The 20,139-nt window shown below is 67.2% G+C and carries 11 protein-coding genes and 1 tRNA gene; 6 read left to right on the top strand and 6 right to left on the bottom strand.

Annotated elements, in window-relative coordinates; all coding sequences use genetic code 11:
- Nucleotides 1–11: 11 nt before the first annotated feature.
- Together pgaB and pgaA are read right to left on the bottom strand one after the other, a co-directional pair.
- Nucleotides 12–1,925 carry a poly-beta-1,6-N-acetyl-D-glucosamine N-deacetylase PgaB gene (gene pgaB / locus KME82_RS15610; RefSeq protein ID WP_215499094.1) on the bottom strand — a complete coding sequence of 638 codons (1,914 nt, stop codon included), beginning with the start codon at nucleotides 1,923–1,925 and terminating at the stop codon, nucleotides 12–14.
- A 20-nt stretch (nucleotides 1,926–1,945) separates the two neighbouring features.
- Complete coding sequence (gene pgaA / locus KME82_RS15605) at nucleotides 1,946–4,036, bottom strand: poly-beta-1,6 N-acetyl-D-glucosamine export porin PgaA (protein WP_286673189.1); 2,091 nt, start codon at nucleotides 4,034–4,036, stop codon at nucleotides 1,946–1,948.
- A 311-nt stretch (nucleotides 4,037–4,347) separates the two neighbouring features.
- On the opposite strand from pgaA, the gene KME82_RS15600 reads away from it, so the two are divergent.
- Both KME82_RS15600 and KME82_RS15595 read left to right on the top strand, forming a co-directional pair.
- Entirely contained in the window at nucleotides 4,348–7,806 is a 3,459-nt protein-coding gene (locus KME82_RS15600; RefSeq protein WP_252255350.1) for a GH92 family glycosyl hydrolase, read from the top strand.
- Between the two features lie 833 nt (nucleotides 7,807–8,639).
- The gene (locus tag KME82_RS15595) at nucleotides 8,640–10,970 is read left to right on the top strand and encodes a hypothetical protein (RefSeq protein ID WP_215494875.1); all 2,331 of its coding nucleotides are present in this window, start codon (nucleotides 8,640–8,642) and stop codon (nucleotides 10,968–10,970) included.
- Here the strand turns inward: KME82_RS15595 and KME82_RS15590 are convergent.
- Nucleotides 10,967–12,310 (bottom strand): MFS transporter, encoded by a 1,344-nt coding sequence (locus tag KME82_RS15590; protein ID WP_215494874.1) that lies wholly within the window; start codon nucleotides 12,308–12,310, stop codon nucleotides 10,967–10,969. The genes KME82_RS15595 and KME82_RS15590 overlap by 4 nt on opposite strands.
- 28 nt (nucleotides 12,311–12,338) lie before the next feature.
- On the bottom strand, nucleotides 12,339–13,070 hold the full coding sequence (locus KME82_RS15585; protein ID WP_215494873.1) for a methyltransferase domain-containing protein: 732 nt from the start codon (nucleotides 13,068–13,070) through the stop codon (nucleotides 12,339–12,341).
- Between the two features lie 400 nt (nucleotides 13,071–13,470).
- On the opposite strand from KME82_RS15585, the gene KME82_RS15580 reads away from it, so the two are divergent.
- Nucleotides 13,471–14,661, top strand: coding sequence for a glycosyltransferase family 2 protein (locus KME82_RS15580; RefSeq protein ID WP_215494872.1), 1,191 nt, complete (start codon nucleotides 13,471–13,473; stop codon nucleotides 14,659–14,661).
- A gap of 8 nt (nucleotides 14,662–14,669) precedes the next feature.
- On the top strand, nucleotides 14,670–15,335 hold the full coding sequence (locus tag KME82_RS15575; protein WP_215494871.1) for a polysaccharide deacetylase family protein: 666 nt from the start codon (nucleotides 14,670–14,672) through the stop codon (nucleotides 15,333–15,335).
- Between the two features lie 25 nt (nucleotides 15,336–15,360).
- Here the strand turns inward: KME82_RS15575 and KME82_RS15570 are convergent, their stop codons facing one another.
- Nucleotides 15,361–15,675 (bottom strand): hypothetical protein, encoded by a 315-nt coding sequence (locus KME82_RS15570; protein WP_215494870.1) that lies wholly within the window; start codon nucleotides 15,673–15,675, stop codon nucleotides 15,361–15,363.
- A 478-nt stretch (nucleotides 15,676–16,153) separates the two neighbouring features.
- Nucleotides 16,154–16,230, bottom strand: a tRNA-Pro gene (locus tag KME82_RS15565).
- 246 nt (nucleotides 16,231–16,476) lie between these two features.
- Between KME82_RS15565 and hisS the strand changes: the two genes are divergently transcribed.
- Complete coding sequence (gene hisS, locus KME82_RS15560) at nucleotides 16,477–17,877, top strand: histidine--tRNA ligase (RefSeq protein WP_215494869.1); 1,401 nt, start codon at nucleotides 16,477–16,479, stop codon at nucleotides 17,875–17,877.
- A 305-nt stretch (nucleotides 17,878–18,182) separates the two neighbouring features.
- Nucleotides 18,183–20,081, top strand: coding sequence for an HAL/PAL/TAL family ammonia-lyase (locus KME82_RS15555; RefSeq protein ID WP_215494868.1), 1,899 nt, complete (start codon nucleotides 18,183–18,185; stop codon nucleotides 20,079–20,081).
- The last annotated feature ends 58 nt before the right edge of the window (nucleotides 20,082–20,139 follow it).

Below are 20,139 nucleotides of genomic sequence, written 5' to 3'. Positions count from 1 at the left end.
GGGGGCGCCGCTCAGCGCTCGATGTAGGGGAAGCCGCGCGCGGACATGATTTCGCGCGCGTCGCGGGTCGAGGGCTGATCGTCGATGAAGTTGTCCGGGTACCAGGCCAGGTGGCGCGCACCGTCGGCCTGCAGGCGATGGGCCATGGCTTTCAGACGCGCGGCCGGGATTGGTTTGTCGCGCTGGCGCCAGTCGACCGTCTGCAGTTCGAAGATCGTGCGCGCCAGGCCGCGCGGCGACTGTTTGACCTGCGCGACCAGATGATCCATCCACGCCTGCGGATCGCGGCTGTTCTCCATCCACGGCATCGCCATCACCGCGGTGTAGTCGTAGGCGCGGTTGAACGCGGCCAGGTCCTGGGCGAACCAGGCCTCGCTCTTGGGATCGAGCACGGGCGCGGCGAACAGGTTGCGCACGGTGATCAGTTTCGGCCGCCACTTGCCGGCGGCGCGCGCGAGTTCCTGGGTGAAGTCGATCAGCGCGGCGGTGCGCGCGGCCGGATCGGCCGGCGCCTGGCCGCGCAGTTCGTCCTCGCGCAGCAAGGCGTCGTCGTGGAACAGCAGGCCTTCGGTGTAGCCGCTGATCGCGAGGTCTTCGTAGATGTCGGCGACGATGCGGCGGGTGTCGGGCTCGAATGGATTGAGGCGGAAGGTTTCCTTCGGATTGCTGGCCTTGATCGCCAGGCGATCGCGCAGGGCCGCGTCGGGCAATTCGTAACCAAGCACCGGCAACCACGCGAACACCTTGACGTGAGCGCGGGTCTTGAGCTGCCAGGCGACGCGGTTGTACAGGTCGGCGCGCATCGGCATGTGCCGGTTCGGGAAGTACAGCGCGTCGGCCGAGCCGTTGCCGTCGGGATCGGCGAAGGCCTGCAGGAAGATGTGGCTCGGGCCGATCTGCTTGACCCGCTCGATCAGCTTGTCGAGATTGCGCGCCTGCTGGGCCGGGTCGGCGTCGTACACGTAGTCCAGGTCGATCTGCAGCGCGCGCACGCCGTCGAGTTCTTCGTCGTGGCGCAGCTCATAGGCCAGGTCGTTGACGGTCGGGTTGTCGAACATCAGCAAACGCGCCAGCCCGTGCAGGTCGGCGCCGATCTTCTGGTGGCGGCCTTCCAGGTCGAAGGTCACGGTCATGCCGAGCTGGTCGGCGATCGCGTTGGTCTGGCTGTTGTAGGCCGCATACGGCCACACCACCGACTGCGGCGCGATGCCGAGTTCGCGCTTGATCTTGGCGGCGCTGTCGGTGAGGTCCTTGCGCACCCGCGCCAGGTACTGCGCTTCGGTTTCGTAACGCTGCGTCTTGCTGTCCCATTCGCGGGTGATCGCCGCGGGCATGGTGTTGCCCTGCGGGTTGGAGGTCACGCCGCGGTGCAGGTTGTCGCTGTGCGAGGCGATCTCGATCAGGCCCGAGGCCTGCATCTCGCGCAATTGGTCCCAGGTGACGAAATCGTCGTGGGTGAACATGCGCGGGCCGTAGTCGACCTGCTGCCCGCGCGGCAGATCGACCCAGCCGGTCACCACCGCCATCAGTGCCGGATAGCGGTAGGCGCGCAGCAGCGGGAAGACGTGGGTGTAGATGCTGCGCAGGCCGTCGTCGAAGGTCAGCAGCACGGCCTTGGGCGGCAGCGGCTTGCCGCCGCGCGAGGCGGCGATGACGTCGCTGAGCGGCACCGGGCGATAGCCGTGGCCGGACAGCCAGTCCAGGTGCGCGGCGAAGTTCTGGGTGCTGACCGCGTAGGCGTCGGGGTCGCCCTTGCGCGCGACGTCGTCGCGGATGTCGTGGTAGCTCAGCACGAGCAGTTCGCCGTTGCCCACCTCGACCCGGGTCATATCCGGCGCTTGCGCGGTCGTGCTGGCATCCGCGGCCCAGGCCGAACCCACGCTCGCCATCGCCAGCATCAACACAAAAATCATCCAGCGCCGCATCGCGCCGCCCGTCAAACCGCTCATTGCTCACCCCAACGGAAAGTCATATCGAAGCCCAGCCGGTCTTCGCGCACGCCGTCGTAGACGGGGCGCGACCAGTTGATGCCGTAGTCGAGCGTGCGGCCGGTGGCGAAACGCCACTCGTGTTCGTAACGCACTTGCGGCACCCAGTAGCTGCCGTAGCCCTGCTGCCAGTACGGCCCGGCCTGCACGGTCAGGCGCTGGCGGAAGTGGCGCTCGTAACGTCGCCAGGCCAAGTGATCGATGCGCAGGCCCAGGTTCACCGACGCGTCGCGGCTGGGATTGAAGTAGGGCACCTCGCTGTCGCGGCGGCTGGCGCGGCTGGTCGCCAGATCGGCCAGGCCGTCGATCAGCAGATGCGGCTGGGTGTACAGACGCTGCGCGCCGCTCAAGCCGAACGCGGTGCGGGTGTTGTCGTCGCTGTAGCGCAGTTGCTGCGCGCTCGCGCTCAGCGAGGTGCGTTCGCTCGGCGTGTAGCGCAGGCCCAGGCTCAGCGCGTCGGCGTCGATGCCGGCGCGGCGCGCCTGCAACGAAGCCTCCGGCGTGCCGCGATACCACGACGCGGTGCCGCGCCACAGATCGTTGAAGCGCCAGCCGGCATCGAGGTAGTAACCGGTGCGGTCGCTGCGGTCGAGCCAGCGATCGTTGGCGCGGTCGACGCCGAAGCCGACGGTCAGGCGATCGTAGGCGTACAGGCCGCCGACGCCGCTGCGGCGGTCGTGGACGCGGTCGGTGCCAAGCGCGCCGTTGGGATAGTCGGCCCAGGCGTCGCGCGCATGCGCGGTCAGGCGCCAGCGGTCGTGGATCAGCGGGCTCATGATTTCGAAACGGTGTTCTGCGTCGCGCGAGCCCAGCGGCGAGGCGGTCGCGCCGCCGCCGCGCGCGTCGCTGCGGCCGCCGGCGGTGCCGATCAGCCATTGCCAGCCCATGCGCTGGTCCCAGGATTCGGCCATCTGCTTGACCTGCACGTCGCGCGCGCGATTGGCCAGCAATTCGTCGTGGATCGGCCGGGCGAGGTCGACCCGGTCGTGTTCCAGGTACGCGCCGATCTGGCCGACGCGCGCGCCGACGTTGGTCGGCTCCATGGTGCTGGCCATCTGGAAACGTTCGAGCGCGCGATCGATCCAGCCGCGCTTTTGATAGGTCACGCCCAGGTCGCTCTGCAGGCCGGCGTTGCTCGGTCCGATCGCGGCCATTTCCTCAAGACGCCGCTGCGCGCCGACCGTGTCTTCGCCGTACAGGCGGATCATGGTCTGGTGGCTGTCGGCGTCGTAGTGGCGCCAGTTCTCGTGGCTTTCCTTGGCGCCCTTGACCCGCACGAACGCCGGCTCGGCGGCCTTGATCTTGTCCAGTTGCGCGTAGGCGTCGTCGAAGCGCTCGCTTTCGGAGTAGGCGTAGGCCAATTGCAGCTGCGAGTCGTTGTCGTCGGGCCATTCGCGCACGACGTGCTCGAGCACGCTCGCGGCTTCCTCGGGATGCTTGTCGGCGAGCAGCGAGGCGCCGACCTTGGCCAATGCGTACATCGGCAGTGGAATGTTTTCGGCCTGCAGCGCGCGATAGCGCTGTACGACCTCGGCGTGGCGCTCGAGATGGTTGAGCATCACCAGTTCGTCGAAACGCGTGCGCAGGTCGGCCTGTTGCTGCGCCGGGGTCTGGGGGGCGCGGTGCTGTTCGAGGATGCAGCGGGCGTCGCGCATCTCGGTCAGGCGCTGGGCTTCGTTCTCCGGAAACAGGGTACCCCACAGCACTCGGCGGGCCAGGCGGTCCGAGCTCAGGCGCTGGCGTTCGGCCTCGCTGAACAAGTTCGGCCGGGCCTGCGCGAGGTCCCAGGCGCGCTCGGCGCCGCCCAGGTCGGCCAGGGTCAGGACTTGCAGCCGGTACAGTTGCTCGTCGTCCGGACGCTGCGTTTGTGCACTTTCGATGCGCGCCAGCGCAGCCAACCACTGCCGATCCGAACGCAGGCGCTCGATCTCGGGCAGGGGGTCTGGGGTGGATTCGTGACGCGTAACGGCAAAAGCTGACGTGACAGGACAGGTTGCGGCTGCGGTCGCCAAAGCGATGGAGAGGGCAAGACGATGCTGTATCGGCATGGGCGACCGAGTTCCGTATGGCGGGGGAGGTTTCAGAGGGTGAAGCAGTGCCAAATGAAATGTGATTCACATCACATTGCTGGGTATTGACGCAAAAGCTGTGCCAAAGCCCTGTGAATACGACCCTGATCGCGTGTCACAAGTGCTTGTCTGAATTGGTTTTTTTGCGGAGTGAAGCGGTCGCCGGATGCTGCGTCGCGGTTTGACAAGCCTGATTTAGATCGATTCAAATCGAGATCAAGGGGCGGTGGTAACGTTTTCAGTACCACGGCGAATCACGGGCGGGATCGCCCGCGCGAACGGGAGCGGGCATGTCGGCAAACAGTAGCAATCGCCGTGGCGGCGGCGCGGGCAACGGCGCCTGGACCTCGGCCCTGGTCGGTCTGATCGGTGTGTGCATGGCCCAGGGCGCAGTCGCCAAGCCGGCGCGGACCTTCTGGACCTCGTTCGAAGCGGCCGATCCGCCGCTCGCGCTCGGTCCGGCCGACAGCCCGCGCCTGAGCGCCGACGGCGGCCCGCCCGCGGCCGCGGCCCTGACCGCCAAGCCCGAGGTCGGCTTCAACGGGCTGCGTTCGCTGCGTTATGAAGGGATCGGCGGCGGCGAGCAGCTGGCGCAGGTGTTCAATGTCGATATCGCGGTCGGCAAGGACAGCGAGTTGTCCTACAAGGTGTTCCCGCTGTCGGCGGCGAACCAGCCGAGCCGGCCCGGACAGCCCGCGGTGTCGGCGCTCGACAATCTGCGCAACGCCTCGACCTATGTCGCGATCGATCTGCTGTTCGACGACGGCAGCCGCCTGTCGCAGCGCGCGCCGCTGGACCGTCACGGCTTCGCCTTGACCGCGCGCGGCCAGGGCCAGGCGCGGCTGCTGTATCCGGATCAATGGAACGCGGTCGCCAGCCGCATCGGCGAAGTCGCGGCGGGGCGGCGCATCCGCCAGATCCTGGTCGTGCACGACGGCGATCGCGGCCTGGCCTATCGCGGTTATCTCGACGATCTGCGCATCGGCCCGGCCGCCACCACGCCGGTGTCGGACGCGCAGGCCGCGCAGCATCCCAGCGACTACGTCGACACCCGCCGCGGCAGCAATTCCAACAGCCGCTATTCGCGCGGCAATACCTTTCCCGCGGTCGCGCTGCCGCACGGGTTCAATTTCTGGACGCCGACCACCAACGCCGGTTCGAACTGGATCTACCAGTACCAGGAGCGCAACGGCGAGGACAACCGGCCGCGCATCGAAGCCTTCGCGCTGTCGCACGAACCCAGCCCGTGGATGGGCGACCGCCAGAGTTTCCACATCCTGCCGGCGCTCGGCGGCGGCGCGGTCGAACTCGATCGCGGCAAGCGCGCGTTGAGCTTCGGCCACGATCAGGAAACCGCGCGCCCGGATTACTACAAGGTGCGTTTCGACAACGGCCTGATCGCCGAACTGACCCCGACCGACCACGCCGCGGTGATGCGCTTCACCTATCCCGACGCGCAGGCGCGATTGCTGTTCGACCAGCGCGACGAACACGGCGACATCGTCGCGCACGTAGACGGCCGCGGCCTGAGCGGCTGGACCGAAAGCAAGAGCAAGCTGTCGACCGGCGCGAGCCGGCTGTATCTGTATGCGCGTTTCGATCAGCCCGCGCGCACGAGCAAGCGCGAAGCGCCCAGCGCCGGCCGCGATCGCGTCTCGGCCTGGTTCGACTTCGATCTGACGCAGGCGCGCGAACGCCAAGTCACCCTGCGCATCGCGACCTCGCTGATCTCGGTCGGGCAGGCGCAGCGCAATCTGGAGCTGGAAATCGCCCAGGACGACAGTTTCGATACCGTGCGCGAACGCGCGCGCGCGGCCTGGGACGCGAAGCTGGGTATCGTGCGCATCGACGGCGCGCCGGAACACGAACGCGCGACCTTGTATTCCAACCTGTATCGCTTGTTCCTGTACCCAAACAGCGGCTACGAGAACACCGGCAGCGCGCAAAGCCCGCGTTATCGGTACGCCAGCCCGTTCTCGCCCGCGGCCGGCGCGAGCAACGACGAACGCACGGGCGCCGCGGTCGTCGACGGCAAGGTCTACGTCAACAACGGCTTCTGGGACACTTACCGCACCGCGTGGCCGGCCTACGTGCTGCTCACGCCGAGCGCGGCCGGCGAGATGATCGACGGCTTCGTCCAGCAGTACCGCGACGGCGGCTGGATCGCGCGCTGGTCCTCGCCGGGCTATGCCGACCTGATGGTGGGCACCAGCTCCGATGTCGCCTTCGCCGACGCCTGGCTCAAGGGCGTGCGCAATTTCGATGTGCGCTCGTTCTATCAGTCGGCGATCCGCAACGCGTCCAGCGTCAGCACCGTGCCGGGCGCCGGACGCAAGGGCATCGAACGGGCGATCTTCAGCGGTTATGCCGACAGCACGGTCGACGAAGGCCTGTCGTGGTCGATGGACGGCTACATCAACGACTTCGCGATCGGCCGGCTGGCCTCGGCCCTGTCGCGCGAACCGGCCGGCGACGATCCCTACCGCGAGCATTACGCCGACGACGCGGTGTACTACCGCAACCGCGCGCTGGGCTACGTCAACCTGTTCAATCCAAGCGTGGGCTTCTTCGTCGGCCGCCATCGCGACGGCCGCTGGCGCTACACCGCCAGCGAATTCGACCCGACCCGCTGGGGCGGCGACTACACCGAAACCAATGCCTGGAACATGGCCTTCCACGCGCCGCAGGACGGCGCCGGCCTGGCCGCGCTGTACGGCGGCCGCACCGCGCTGGGCAACAAGCTCGATCAGTTCTTCGCCACGCCGGGCACGTTCGAGGTCGGCAGTTACGGCGGGGTGATCCACGAAATGATCGAAGCGCGCGACGTGCGCATGGGCCAGTACGGCCACAGCAATCAACCTTCGCACCATATTGCGTACATGTACGCCGCAGCCGGGCAGCCGTGGCGGATCCAGGAAAAGGTGCGCGACATTCTCGATCGCCTGTACGTCGGCGGCGAGATCGGCCAGGGCTATCCGGGCGACGAGGACAACGGCGAGATGTCGGCGTGGTGGTTGTTCAGCGCGGCGGGGTTCTATCCCTTGCGTATGGGCTCGCCCGAGTACGTGATCGGCGCGCCGCGCTTCGAGCACATGAGCATCCGTCTGGAAAACGGCAAGGAACTGAGGATCAACGCGCCCAAGGTGAGTGAGCGCAATCGCTATGTGCAGTCGCTCAAGGTCAACGGCCAGCCCTGGGATCGGCTGAGCCTGCCGCACGAGTTGTTGGCGCAGGGCGCGGTGCTGGATTTCCGCATGGGCCCGTCGCCGTCGAACTGGGCCAGCACGCCGCAGGCGCTGCCCGAATCGCTGAGTGCCGACGGCGAAACGCCGGCGCCGCTGCGCGATCTGAGCCGGCGCGACAACGCGACGGTGGCTGGACTCAACGCCAAGCAGGCGGCGGGTTTGTTCGACAACGATGCCACCACCTCGGTGCGTCTCAACGCGCCGATGCCGCTGCTGAGCTGGGGCTTCAAGACCGCGGCCACGGTGCGCCTGTATACGTTGACTTCGTCGAACAAGCACGGCGACCCGCAGGCCTGGGCCTTGCAGGGTTCCAATGACGGCGCGCAATGGATGACGCTGGATGAGCGTCGCGACGAGACGTTCGCCTGGCGCCGGCAGACGCGCGCGTTCGCGATCCACGAACCGCGGGCCTATACGCGTTATCGATTGCGCCTGGTCAATGACGGCGACGGGCAGGGTGGGATCGAGTTGGCCGAGGTGGAGTTGTTGGGTGAGGCGAATTGATCCGGGCGTCTGCCTGGTCGCGACGCAGTCTCGTACTCGCCCTGTAGGAGCGGCGCGAGCCGCGACCGCGACAACGCAGCTGCGGCGAGGGTTTCGTCGCAGTCGCGATCCCGCGGTCGCGACTTGCGGCGCTCCTACAGAAGCACATCGCGGCTTCGGGCTCGCCCTGTAGGAGCGGCGCGAGCCGCGACCGCGGCAACGCAGCTACGGCGAGGGTTTCGTCGCAGTCGCGATCCCGCGGTCGCGACTTGCGGCGCTCCTACAGAAGCGCATCGCGGCTTCGGGCTCGCCCTGTAGGAGCGGCGCGAGCCGCGACCGCGGCAACGCAGCTACGGCGAGGGTTTCGTCGCTGTCGCGATTCCGCGGTCGCGACTTGCGGCGCTCCTACAGAAGCGCACCGCGGCTTCGGGCTCGCCCTGTAGGAGCGGCGCGAGCCGCGACCGCGGCAATACAACTACGGCGAGGGTTTCGTCGCAGTCGCGATCCCTCGGTCGCGACTTGCGGCGCTCCTACAGAAGCACATCGCGGCTTCGGTCTCGCGTGTTGGGGCGTCGCGGATCGATGGGGCTGCAACGCAACGCAGCGCCGTCCGTCGGCCAACCAAGCAAGATGAATCGCGATCTGCATGTGCGCTCACTTCGGCTGTGACGCGCCGAGCGCTTTTACGAAAACCTCATGCCGATGTCGCAAATCGCGCCGGCCGCTCGCGCGAATCGTTCCCGTTGTGTCCCGGTATCGCCCCTGGATCGTCCTCGGAACCGGCTTCCGCGCGCGTTAGCTTCGGCGATGCAGTCGACCCATCCACGCAGAACGATTCTGCAAAGAGGCTCACCATGGAACTGGAAAGCAAAGGATCTGGTGGTGCGGCGTTGAGGCGCTACGCCGCGGCGCTGGTATCGGGCTTGTTGCTCGCCGCGCCGGTGGCGCAGGCGCAGAACTACGAGGGCTACTACGGCAACACCGAGTGGCGCGATATCGGCGAGGACGTGAAGACCGTGAAGTACTGCCCCGGCAACGGCTCGATCGCCGTGGGCACGCGCCGCAACAGCGACGCCGACCAGGTGCTGGTCACGCGCGTGACCGACACCGGCGTCACCGACAATGCGGGGCTCAACACCTGGCAGCGGGGTTACTACGTCGGCGGCGGCAAACACTCCGCCGGCTACGGCATCATCGAACTCACCGGCGGCGCGGGTTTCGCGGTCACCGGCAACCTGCGCACCGACGAGGGCAGTTATGCCTTCGTCATGCGCCTGGATTGCAAGGGCAATCCGGTGTGGACCACCTTGCTCGACAATCGCGACCCGGCCAGCCGCGCCACCGGCTACGACCTGATCCAGAGCGGATCGGTGATGCCGAGCAAGGCCGCCGCGGGCGGCGATATCGTCATGGTCGGCGAGGAAATTCAGAACGGCCGCACCGTCGGCCGCATCGCGCGGGTCGACCTGACCGGCAACGTGGTCTGGGACCATCAGTACGACGGTCACGAATGGCCGAGCCTGCAGTTCCGCGCGGTCACCGAAAACCTCGCCAACACCGGCGCCTGGACCGACCTGGTGATCGCCGGCACGGCCACCTCGGCCAACGGCGTGCGCAACGCGCTGATGTTCCGCGCCACCGGCGCCGGCGCGCCGGTGTGCAGCACGACCCTGGGCGACGACAAGGACCATCGCGACTTCTACGGGCTGACGCCGTTGCTCGGACGCAACTTCCTGGGCGAGACCGTACTGGTCGGCGCGGCGACGGGTTTCAGCGAAGGCGCGCCGTCGCAGCCGTACCTGGTGCGTTACTCGCGCGCGAGTTGCAGCCCGAAGGTGCAGTCGGTCTGGAACGATCGCGAGAAGCTCAGCTTCACCGCCTACGACGTGGTCGAGGCGGCGACGTTGGACGGCCTCAACGGTGCGCTCGCGGTCGCCGGCACGATCGGCGCCAGCCAGGGCTTCGTGCTCGCCGCCGATCCGGCGACGCTGCGCGAATACGGCGCGCTGACCCAGCGCCGCTACGGCGACAACTTCCGCGAAAGCCTGTACGCGATCGACCGCAAGGCCGACCGCTTCGTCATGGCCGGCACCACCGGCGCCGATTGGGCCGGCAACGGCGATCCGCAGGATCTGTATCTGGTGCAGGTCGATGCGGCGCTGCATACCCAGTGCGCGGACCTGTGGTATCCGCAGGCGGTCAACGTCGATCTGCCGCCCAAGGACCTGGCGCCGCAGTACCAGCGGGTGGACAAGTTCTTCGCCACCCAGACGCCGCCGGACAAGGCCAGCGAATGGGGCTATGCCTGCGAACTCGATCCGCCCGAAGGCTGTCCGGGCGTGATCAACAACGGCACGGTCATGCTCGGCGTACACCAGACCGGGTACTTGAACATCGAGTGTCCGGCGATTCCGATCTCCAGCGGTCTGTCCGGCACCACCCTGGTCGGCTTGCGTTTCATGCCCACCAACGGTGAAGCCTCCGCGCCCGGCGCGCCGTGCGAGGGCTGGGGCGTCGCCAATGCCGACCCGGCCGGGCCGGCCAGTGGCCATACCTCGCGCTGCAACGGCACGGTCAACATGGTGCTGAACTCGTTCACCACGCCGGTGACTGCGCCGTTCGACACGGCAACCTCGGTGGTTACCGTCGCCAACACGTTCCGGGTCACTCATCGGTTCACGCCCGCGCCGCAGACGCCGTATCTGTACCGCGTGGAGGTGTCGATCCAGAACGTCAGCAGCAAGGCGATCAAGGACCTTCGCTACACCCGCGGCATCGACTACGACGTGCCGCCGCGGACGTTCTCCGAGTACATCACCCTGGCCGGCGCCTCACCGTTGCTGTTCGCATGGAACACCAACGGCTTCACCTCGCTCGACCCGCTGGCGCTGCATCCCAGCAGCGGCGCGGTGACCGACAGCGGCCCGGGCGATCTGGGTTCGCACATGGACTTCCGGCTCGGTTCGCTGGCGCCGAGTGCGACACGCTCGTTCGTGACGTATTACGGCGCGGCGCCGACCGAACGCGATGCGTTGAACGCGTTGAGCCTGGTGAACGCGGGGCTGTATTCGCTCGGCGAGGCCAACTGGGACGGAATCAGTCCGTGGAATGCGCCGTTGCCGGGCTTCGACGGCCGCGACTTCGGCCGGCCGGGCACCTTCATGTACGGTTTGCAGACGCGTTAATCGTCGATCGTCATCGATGAGGACATCGGACCGCGCAGGCCATCGGCCTGCGCGGTTCGTTCATCGGTTGCATATCGCCGCAATCGCAGGTGGATCGCGCCGGCAAGCGCCACCGCCACGATCAGCGCGGCCAGCCACTTCGCGGCATGCATCTGGCCTTCGCGTTCGATCAGCCATCCGGCGAGCACCGTCGCCAACGGCATCGCGCCCATCGTCGCCGCCGAAAACCAGGTCATCTCGCGGCCCATGCGGCTCGCGTCGGCGTTGCGTTGCAGCCACGACAGCGACTGGATGCCATAGAAGTTGGACGCGCCCGCCAGCAGGCAGAACGCGAGCAGGGTCGCCGCGAGATCGGCGTTCCAGGCCAGCAGGCCGTAGGCGAGCGCGGCCAGTCCCCAGCAGGCGAGGATCTTGCGCAGCACGCCGCGCATCGCGGTGTCCGCGCCCGAAGCCAGGCCGGCGGCGATCGCGATGCCGACGAACTGGCCGGCGTAGATCAGGAAATAGCGCGGGTCCTGGCGTTCGACCAGCAGCACCGGCAGCAGGATCTGCACCGGTCCGAACACCAGCACGGTGCTGATCAACAGGTACAGGTAATAGCTGCGGGGGATTTGCGTCGATGCGACAAGATCGCGATCGGTCGCGACCGTTTCGGTTGGCGTCTCGCGGCGACGCACCGGCCCGCGCCGCCGCACCGCGGCGATCAGCAGCAACGACACCGCCACGCTGGCGGTATCGATCGCGAACGCCAGCGCCAGCCCGTGATCGCCGCTGGACGCCAGGATCAGGCTGCCCGCAAGCATCGGCAAGGCCATCGTCGCCAGACTGGAGGCGACCGCGAACACCGCATTGCCCGCGGCCAACAAGCCCTTGCGGATGTACAGGCCGAACGCGGCGCGTCCGGCCGGGTAGGCCACGGCCCACACCAGGCCGCTGATCAGCGCGAGCAGGTAGATCAACTCGATGCTGATCCAGCCGAACCAGGTGGTGATCGCGAGCGCGGCATTGATCGCGACGTACAGCGCGCGACACCACCACAGCACCCGCGCCGGATCGGCGCGGTCGAGCGCGCCGCGAAAGAAGAACAGCAGCAACAAGCTGGGCAGCGCCTCGATCGCGGCGGTCAGACCGAGGTCGAGCGCGCTGCCGGTCAGGCGCATGACCAGAAACGGCAGCGCGATCAGGGTGAAGCTCGCGCCGAAGGTGGTGATCAGATTGTCGAGCAGCAGCCAGCCGAAGCGCCGGTCACGCCTTCCGATCCGGCCGATCCGCAACAATGTGTGCAGGCGACCGGATACGGCCATGCGTGGCGCGCTCAGCACGGTGGCCGACACCGGCATGCGTGAATCTTCGATACGACCCGGAGAATCAGGACCGCGCGACCGCCGCGGCGCCCTGCGCGCGCCGCAGGAAGAACAATTCGTCCTGGCGTTCGACCGCCAGGCCGTAGGCGCTGGCGATCGCGCGCAACTTGCCCGCGTCCAGGCGCCACACCGGCTCGACGTCGTCCACGCCGATGTCGAGTGTCCACTGCATGCCCAGCCAATGGGTCAGCACGAAGCCGTCGGGTTTGAGCAGCCGCACCAGGGTTTCGAAATAGCGCTCCACATGGCGCTGGCAGCAGCCGAAACTGGCCAGATTGTTGTCGAGGATGGCGTCGAAACTCGCCGGTTCGAACTGTTCGGCGAAGGCCTGGCTGTGCTTGTTCAGCAGATGGACGCGGTAGTCCTGCAGGTGCAGCGCATTGCCGTGTTGCCATTCGTTGCGCGCCACCGTGACCGACTCGATCCGCCGCGCGCTGCCGGCGAGCAGGCGCGCGACCGAGGAATTGCCGGTGCCCACGTGCAGGATGTCGCGGCCGCGCAGATCGGCCGAGGCCAGCCAGCGGTTGATCGTGGCCTGATCCTCGGTCGGCTCGCACTCGGAGTAGTCCAGCACCGGCCAGCTCGCATGCTGGTCGGCGGCCTCGTGGGTGTCGACCCGCGGTTCGTGGCCGCAATCGATGCGCGCCGCGCCGATATCGAAACGCGGCCGGAACGAGAGCGAGGCGGAATGGGCTGCGGCGGCGCTGGCCGCGGCAGCGGTCGCGGAATCGTTCATGGGGGAGGGCATCCAGGGCGGGGCGCGGGGGAGAATCGAACACGATCGTGCGTGTTCGATTCTTCAACGATCCTCGCGCAGGTGTCGAGCGATGCGACGCATGACGATCGCGGAACTGCCCGGCATCGTCACAGAATAAATCCCTCGCGGCTTTCATTCTTTCTTGCGAAAACGCGGCTATGCATCGCGTTTCGTCATTCGACGGTTTCGCAAGCAACCTTTCGCAAACAAAACGTTCCACCCGTTCTCTCCCCCAATGAAGCACCTGGCGTGCGGGCCCGCGTGATGCGCGGCGACCCGTATCGACGCGTCCGGTCTGCCAATCAGACCCAGCGATCCGCGGCAACGCATCGGCTTGCGCCGGGCTTGCGCGTGTCGCGCTGCCGGATGCGCGTCCCTCATGCTGAGCCAGTTCGTCCTGACCCTGGTCGTGGGTTTTTCGACCCTCGTATTGCTGTGCTGCCTGCTGTTCCTCGCTGGCTGGGCCTTCTATCGGATGCTGCGGCGGCCTTCGTCGCCGACCCTCGCCGACTATCCCTTCGTCTCGATCCTGGTGCCGTTCTACAACGAGCCTGAAGCCTCGTTCCGCACCACGCTGGAAGCGATCGAATGCAGCGACTATCCCGGCCGGATCGAAGTGCTGCTGGTCGATGACGGGTCGACCAACACCACCGCGGCGAGCGTGGTCGAATGGTTGGCGCAGCCGCGGCGCAAGCACTACCGCCTGCTGTCGATCGAACGCAACGGCGGCGCCAAGGGCCTGGCCCTGGATGCGGCGCTGCCGTGGCTGGCGGCCGATTCTGACGTGGTCACGGTGATCGACAGCGACACGGTGATCGCGCCGTGTGCGCTGCGACGCGCGGTCGAGGCGCTGTACTCCTCGCCGCGCCACGCCGCCGCCTGCGGTCTGATCGTGCCGGCCGGTCGCCACGATTCGTGGCTGCACCGGCTGCAGTTCTACGAGCATGTCGGCGCGCTGGCGGCGATCCGTTACGTGCAGAGCAAGATCGGCGTGGTCAACGTGGTGGCCGGCGCATTCTCGTTGCACCGCACCTCGGTGATCCGCGAGCTCGGCGGCTGGGGCGAATGGCTGGTCGAGGACATCGCCTGGACCTGGCGCGCGCTCGCGCACGGCTATTCGATCGCCTACGCGCCCGATGCGGTCGCCTACACGATTTGCCCGACCACCTTGACCGGCCTGTTCCGCCAGCGCCGCCGCTGGGCGCGCGGACGCCTGGAATCGTTCCGCGTCGCCTGGCGCATCTCCTGGCCGCGCACGATGAAGATGTTGCCGTGGTGGCTGTTGTGGGCGCAGTCGGCGTTGGTGCCGACCTTGCTGCTGCTGATCGCCGGTGCGCTGCTGTATCGCAGCCACGCCCTGCTCGGCGTGGCCGCGCTCAACTGGCTGTTGATGGCGACGCTCAACTTCATTGCCGTGCTGCATGCGCGCATCCGGTTGCAGCTCGGTCCGCTGGATCTGGTGCTGGTCTCGATCTGCAACACCGTGATCGATGTGCTGCTGCTGCCGGCGAACGTGATCGGCCTGATCGACGAATTGCGTGGGCATCGCAAGACCTGGATGACGCGCTGAGGACGGACATGGACTGGCACCGATTCCTGCAAACCCGGCCGCAGGCGTACCTCGGGCGCGGCGAAACCGGCCGGCGCGCGCTGGCGCTGACCTTCGACGACGGCCCTGGCCAGGCGACGCCGGCACTGCTCGAACTGCTGCGCGCGTTGGAGGTCAGCGCCAGTTTTTTCTGCACCGGGCAGGCGGCGCGCGCGCATCCGCAGCTGATCGCGCGCATGCAGCGCGAAGGCCACGAGATCGGCAATCACTCGCTCACCCATGCCGATGCGCGCGGCTTCGCCGCGCAGGACTGGCTCGCGCGCGAGGTGCGGCCGGCGGCCGCCGCGTTGCGCGAAGCGGGGCTGGCGCAGGCGCCTGACTTGTTTCGTCCCGCGTACGGCGAGATCGACGAAGCCCAGTTCCAGGCGCTGGCGGGCGAGGGTTACGCCGTGGTCGGCTGGTCGGTCGATCCGCGCGACTGGCTGGAGCCGCAAGCGCCTGGCTATGTGTCGTGCGTGGTCGAGTCGGTGCTGGCGCGCATCCATCCGGGCGCGATCGTGTTGCTGCACGACGGCGACGACGAGCAGGGCACGGCGCGCGACGGCATCGTCGAGATCGTGCGCCGGCTGGTGCCGGCGCTGCGCGGGCAGGGTTACGAGTTCGTCACCGCGGGGCGGTTTCTTCGCGCCGACTAAGGTTCGAACGGTGGCAACGGGTCGATCACAATTGCTCGTAGTAGCGGTGGTAGCAGATCCACGCGGAGACGGCCGCCGCCGCAAACGGCAGGCTCAGCGCCTTGAATTCCCACGGCCGGCGCAACGCGTGGTCGGTCCAGTACAAAAGCACGCAGTGCAGGCCGTACAGCACGACCACGACGACACTCACCGCGGGCACGTAGTGGCCGACGATATGGGGCATATACAAGTCGTAGGTCGACGACAGGAACAGGCTTTCCAGCGCGCACAAACAGGCCATCGCCAGATTCAGCCGGAACATCAGCCGTGAGCTTGCCGGGTCGTGCCACATTGCGTTCATCGCGACCGCCTTGCTGTGACGATGCACCGAAAGGGTTTTGCGGGATCAGTCCTTGCGCACGCAGGCCTTGCAGGCTTGCGCATAGACCCGGGTCAACTCGCGTTTGAGTTGCGCCTGCGCTCGCGCGACTTCGGCGGCCCGCAGTTGTTGCGCGCTCAAGGGCGCGTGCGGGGCTTCGGGTCGAGGCCGCTGCGGCCCGGTCCGGGACGGATCGTGCCTGGGCAATTCCTGGAAAGAGGCCGGTCGCCGTGTCATGCGCCTGTCCATCTGGGAGGTCAGGCGAATCTAGCACTGCCCACGGATCGGTCCCAAATCGATGACGGGCGCTTGGTTGGCTGCGACTTTGCCTTAATCGGTCGGTTCGTCCGCGCGTCGGCGGAGGAATAGCGAGAAATGGGCGGCGGATCGGCCGGCTTGCGGCAGCGTGGCCCGAACAACAAAAAAGCCGGCGCAAGGCCGGCTTTTTGCTTTCAACGATTGGTCGGGGAGACAGGATTCGAACCTGCGACCTCTACGTCCCGAACGTAGCGCTCTACCAGACTGAGCTACACCCCGACTTCGTGAGCCGCAAATTCTAGCGGCGACCCCCGGGCCGGCGCAAGGGGTGTCGCAAAGAAATTTGCGATATCCCGGTCCCGGGCCGTCGCTGCGGCGTTTCGGGGCGGGTGGCGGCTGGAAGGGGAGAGCCACGGACAGCGGGCGGGCGCTAGACTATTACCAATGCTAAAGCGCCGCTTTACCTGTCTTGAGCATTGCTAACGCCGCCCCGGCCGCATTCGCCGTACGTAACTGGAGTTCTGCTTGATCAAGCCTCGCATCCCCGTCGGGGTCATGGAGCTGCTGCCCCGTGACCAGATCGCGTTCCAGCGCATGCTCGATACGATCCGCCGCAATTTCGAGCGTTTCGGCTTCCTGCCGGTGGAGACCCCGGTCATGGAGCTGACCGAGATGCTGCTGACCAAGAGCGGCGGCGAGACCGAGCGCCAGGTTTACTTTGTCGAATCCACCGGCACGCTGGAGAACAAGGCAGAGTCGGGCGACAGCAAATTGCCCTCGCTGGCGCTACGTTTCGACCTCACCGTGCCGTTGTCGCGCTATGTTGCCCAGTACGAGCACCAGCTCGTATTTCCCTTTCGCCGGTATCAGATGCAGCGCGTCTACCGGGGCGAAAAGAAACAAGAGGGCCGCTATCGCGAGTTTTATCAGTGCGATATCGACGTGGTCGGCAAGGATTCGCTCAGCGTGCGTTACGACGCCGAGTTGCCGGCGACGATCTACGCGGTGTTCTCCGAACTCGATATCGGTGCGTTCACCATCCAGCTCAACAACCGCAAGCTGCTGCGCGGCTTCTTCGAGGCCCAGGGCGTGGCTGACGGTGAGTTGCAGGCTTTGGTATTGCGCGAGGTCGACAAGCTCGACAAGCGCGGCGCCGACTACGTGCGCGAGACCCTGACCGGACCGGACTTCGGTCTGGCAGCCAATGCGGTCGCGACCATACTGGAATTCGTCGGCGTGCGTTCGACCTCGCACGCCGACGCACTGGCGCGGCTGGATGCGCTGGGCGAGGGCAACGACTCGCTGCGCGAAGGCGTGGCCGAGTTGCGCGAAGTATTGGAACTGATCCGCGCGCTGGGCGTGCCGGAGCAGAACTACGCGCTGAACTTCTCGATCGCGCGCGGCCTGGACTACTACACCGGCACGGTCTACGAGACCATTCTTAACGATTACCCGGGCCTGGGTTCGATCTGCTCGGGCGGCCGCTACGAAAACCTGGCCAGCAACTACACCAAGTCCAAGCTGCCGGGCGTCGGCATCTCGATCGGCCTGACCCGCTTGTTCTTTCAGCTGCAGAAGGCCGGCATCGTCAGCACCGCCGAAAGCACCGTGCAGGTGCTGATCACCCAGATGGAAGACGCGCACCTGCCGCAGTGCTTGGCCCTGGCCAATGAACTGCGCCACGGCGGCCTCAACACCGAAGTGGTGATGGAGGCGTCCAAGCTGAAGCAGCAGTTCAAGTACGCCGACCGCGCCGGCATCCGTTTCGTCGTCGTGCTTGGCGAGAACGAGATCGCCAAGGGCACGGCCACGGTCAAGGACCTGCGCCGCGAAGACCAGTTCGAAGTGCCGCGCGGCGAGTTGGCGCGGACGCTGCGGATCGAGCTGGAACAGTCGCGGGTGATGCCGCGAGCCGCGGCGGAGTGAGCATGCCGCGTGCGAACGGCATCGGCGGCGCGGATCGTTCGATCCCGATGCCGGCCGTTCGCGCGCATGGATCGCGGAGCCGGGCGCGGGAGTTCGCGTCCGCAGTCCGCTACACGGTTCGTCGCGCGCCGGAGCGGAATCCGGCGTCGTGGCGAACCGCTTTCACCCCGCGGCGCGCATCCGCCGTCGCGGTTCTCAATGTGTCATTGACGCACCGACTCCCGAGTACGCTCGGCCGGGCCTGACCGTTTCGCGGTGAAGCCCGCCGTTCAGATGATCGCCAGGGTGCGAGGCGAGGTTACAACTTGAACAAGATCCAACTCGATGGCCGTTCGCTCACGCGGTCGCAGCTCGTTGCCGTGGCTTACGGCGCACAGGTCGAACTGGCCGCGGCGCAACTGCCGGCGGTGGCCCGCGCGGCCGACTTCCTGGCCGAACAGGTCCGCCGCGAAGAACCGATCTACGGCGTGTCCACCGGTTTTGGCAGCAACGCCGACCGTCTGCTCGGAGCGCATCATCTGCGCGACCAGTTGCCCGGCGCGACGCCGGCGACGCAAACCCTGCACGAGGAATTGCAGCGCAACCTGATCGTCACCCACGCGGTCTGCGTCGGCGATCCGTTCGCGCCGGAGATCGTGCGCGCGATGCTGTGCATCCGCATCAACACCCTGATGCGCGGGCACTCGGGCATCCGCGTGCAGACCCTGCAAGCGCTGGCGCAGATGCTCAACGCCGGGATCGTGCCGGTGGTGCCGCAACTGGGTTCGGTCGGCGCCAGCGGCGACCTGGCGCCGTTGTCGCATCTGGCGATCGTGCTGCTCGGCGGCGGCGAAGCCTTCTTCGAAGGCGAGCGCATGCCGGGCGCGCAAGCGCTCGAGCGCGCCGGCCTGGCGCCGGTCAAGCTGTCGTACAAGGAAGGCCTGGCGCTAAATAACGGCACCGCGCAGATGCTGGCCTGCGGCGTGCTCGCACTGGCCAAGCTCGAAGATCTCGCCGATACCGCCGATCTGGCCGCGGCGATGACCATCGACGCCTTCGCCGGCCGCCTGGGCGCGTTCGCGCAGGAAGTGCATGCGCTGCGTCCGCATCCGGGGCAAGTCGAAGTGGCCGCGAACCTGCGCCGCCTGCTCGATGGCTCGACCCTGGCCGACATTCCGTATCACCTCGTGCCGCGGTTCCGCCCGTGGCTGCCGCAAAGCTGGGATACGCCGGCCGCGCAGCAGCTCAGCTTCGACATCGGCTGGGACTGGGTGCCGTTCACCCAGCGCCACGGCCGCGAGAAGTTCTACCAGCGCTTTCGCCCGTTCCGCGGCGGCAAGAAGCATCAGCCGCAGGACAGCTACTCGCTGCGCTGCATTCCGCAGGTGCATGGCGCGGTACGCGACGCGATCGCGCAGGCCGCGCGGGTGTTCGAGGTCGAACTCAATTCGCTGACCGACAACCCGATCGTGTTCCCGGATGCGCAGGCCGAGCACGTCGAGCAGCAGGTGATTTCGGCCGGCCATTTCCACGGCATGCCGCTGGCGCTGGCGATGAGCTACGTCAAGGCGGCGATCCCGGTGCTGGCGAGCATTTCCGAACGTCGCCTCAACAAGCTGGTCGATCCGGCCACCAACGACGGCCTGCCGGGGTTCCTGATCGGCAACGAGGATGCGACCGAGTCGGGTCACATGATCGTGCAGTACACCGCCGCGGCGATCGTCAACGATCTGGCCAGCCGTGCGCACCCGGCCTCGGTGTATTCGATTCCGACCAGCGCGAATGCCGAGGATCACGTGTCGATGGGCGCCAACGAGGCGCGTCACGTGCTGGCGATGGCCGACGATCTGGGCAAGGTGCTCGCGCTGGAGCTGTACACCGCCGCCCAGGCGCTGGACCTGCGTCGCGACATGATCAACGCCGCGCGCGATCTGGCCGATCGCGCCGATGCGAACGTGCTGGCCGGCAAGGTGTTCGGCGGCCCGGTCGCGGAGGCGGCCGACCGTGCCGGTTTCATCGCCGAGGTCGAAGGCCTGCGCGCCGAGTTGTCGGCGGCGCAGGAGTTCCGTCCGGGCCGCGCGGTCGCGATCGCGCACGCCAAGCTGCGTGAATCGATCCCGTTCCTGGATCGCGATCGCGCGCTCGACGGCGAAGTGGCGACGGCGGTGATGCTGGTGCGCGACGGCGTCGTGCTGTCGGCGGTGCGGGCCGGCTTGCAGGACTGACACCGACGCGAGTGCGACATCGAGTGCGACACACCTGTGCGCGCACGGCTCAAGCCGC

Source organism: Lysobacter capsici, from assembly GCF_018732085.1.
GTDB lineage: Bacteria > Pseudomonadota > Gammaproteobacteria > Xanthomonadales > Xanthomonadaceae > Lysobacter > Lysobacter capsici_A.
Note: the sequence above shows the minus strand (reverse complement) of the source record. Positions and strands in the feature narration are given on the sequence as shown.

Excerpts from the sequence above, each read along its gene's own strand:
- KME82_RS15595 (WP_215494875.1), top strand. The coding sequence starts at position 8,640 with ATGGAACTGGAAAGCAAAGGATCTGGTGGTGCGGCGTTGAGGCGCTAC.
- KME82_RS15600 (WP_252255350.1), top strand. The coding sequence starts at position 4,348 with ATGTCGGCAAACAGTAGCAATCGCCGTGGCGGCGGCGCGGGCAACGGC.
- pgaB (WP_215499094.1), bottom strand. The coding sequence starts at position 1,925 with ATGCGGCGCTGGATGATTTTTGTGTTGATGCTGGCGATGGCGAGCGTG.
- KME82_RS15585 (WP_215494873.1), bottom strand. The coding sequence starts at position 13,070 with ATGAACGATTCCGCGACCGCTGCCGCGGCCAGCGCCGCCGCAGCCCAT.
- KME82_RS15590 (WP_215494874.1), bottom strand. The coding sequence starts at position 12,310 with ATGCCGGTGTCGGCCACCGTGCTGAGCGCGCCACGCATGGCCGTATCC.
- KME82_RS15575 (WP_215494871.1), top strand. The coding sequence starts at position 14,670 with ATGGACTGGCACCGATTCCTGCAAACCCGGCCGCAGGCGTACCTCGGG.
- pgaA (WP_286673189.1), bottom strand. The coding sequence starts at position 4,036 with ATGCCGATACAGCATCGTCTTGCCCTCTCCATCGCTTTGGCGACCGCA.
- KME82_RS15570 (WP_215494870.1), bottom strand. The coding sequence starts at position 15,675 with ATGAACGCAATGTGGCACGACCCGGCAAGCTCACGGCTGATGTTCCGG.
- KME82_RS15580 (WP_215494872.1), top strand. The coding sequence starts at position 13,471 with ATGCTGAGCCAGTTCGTCCTGACCCTGGTCGTGGGTTTTTCGACCCTC.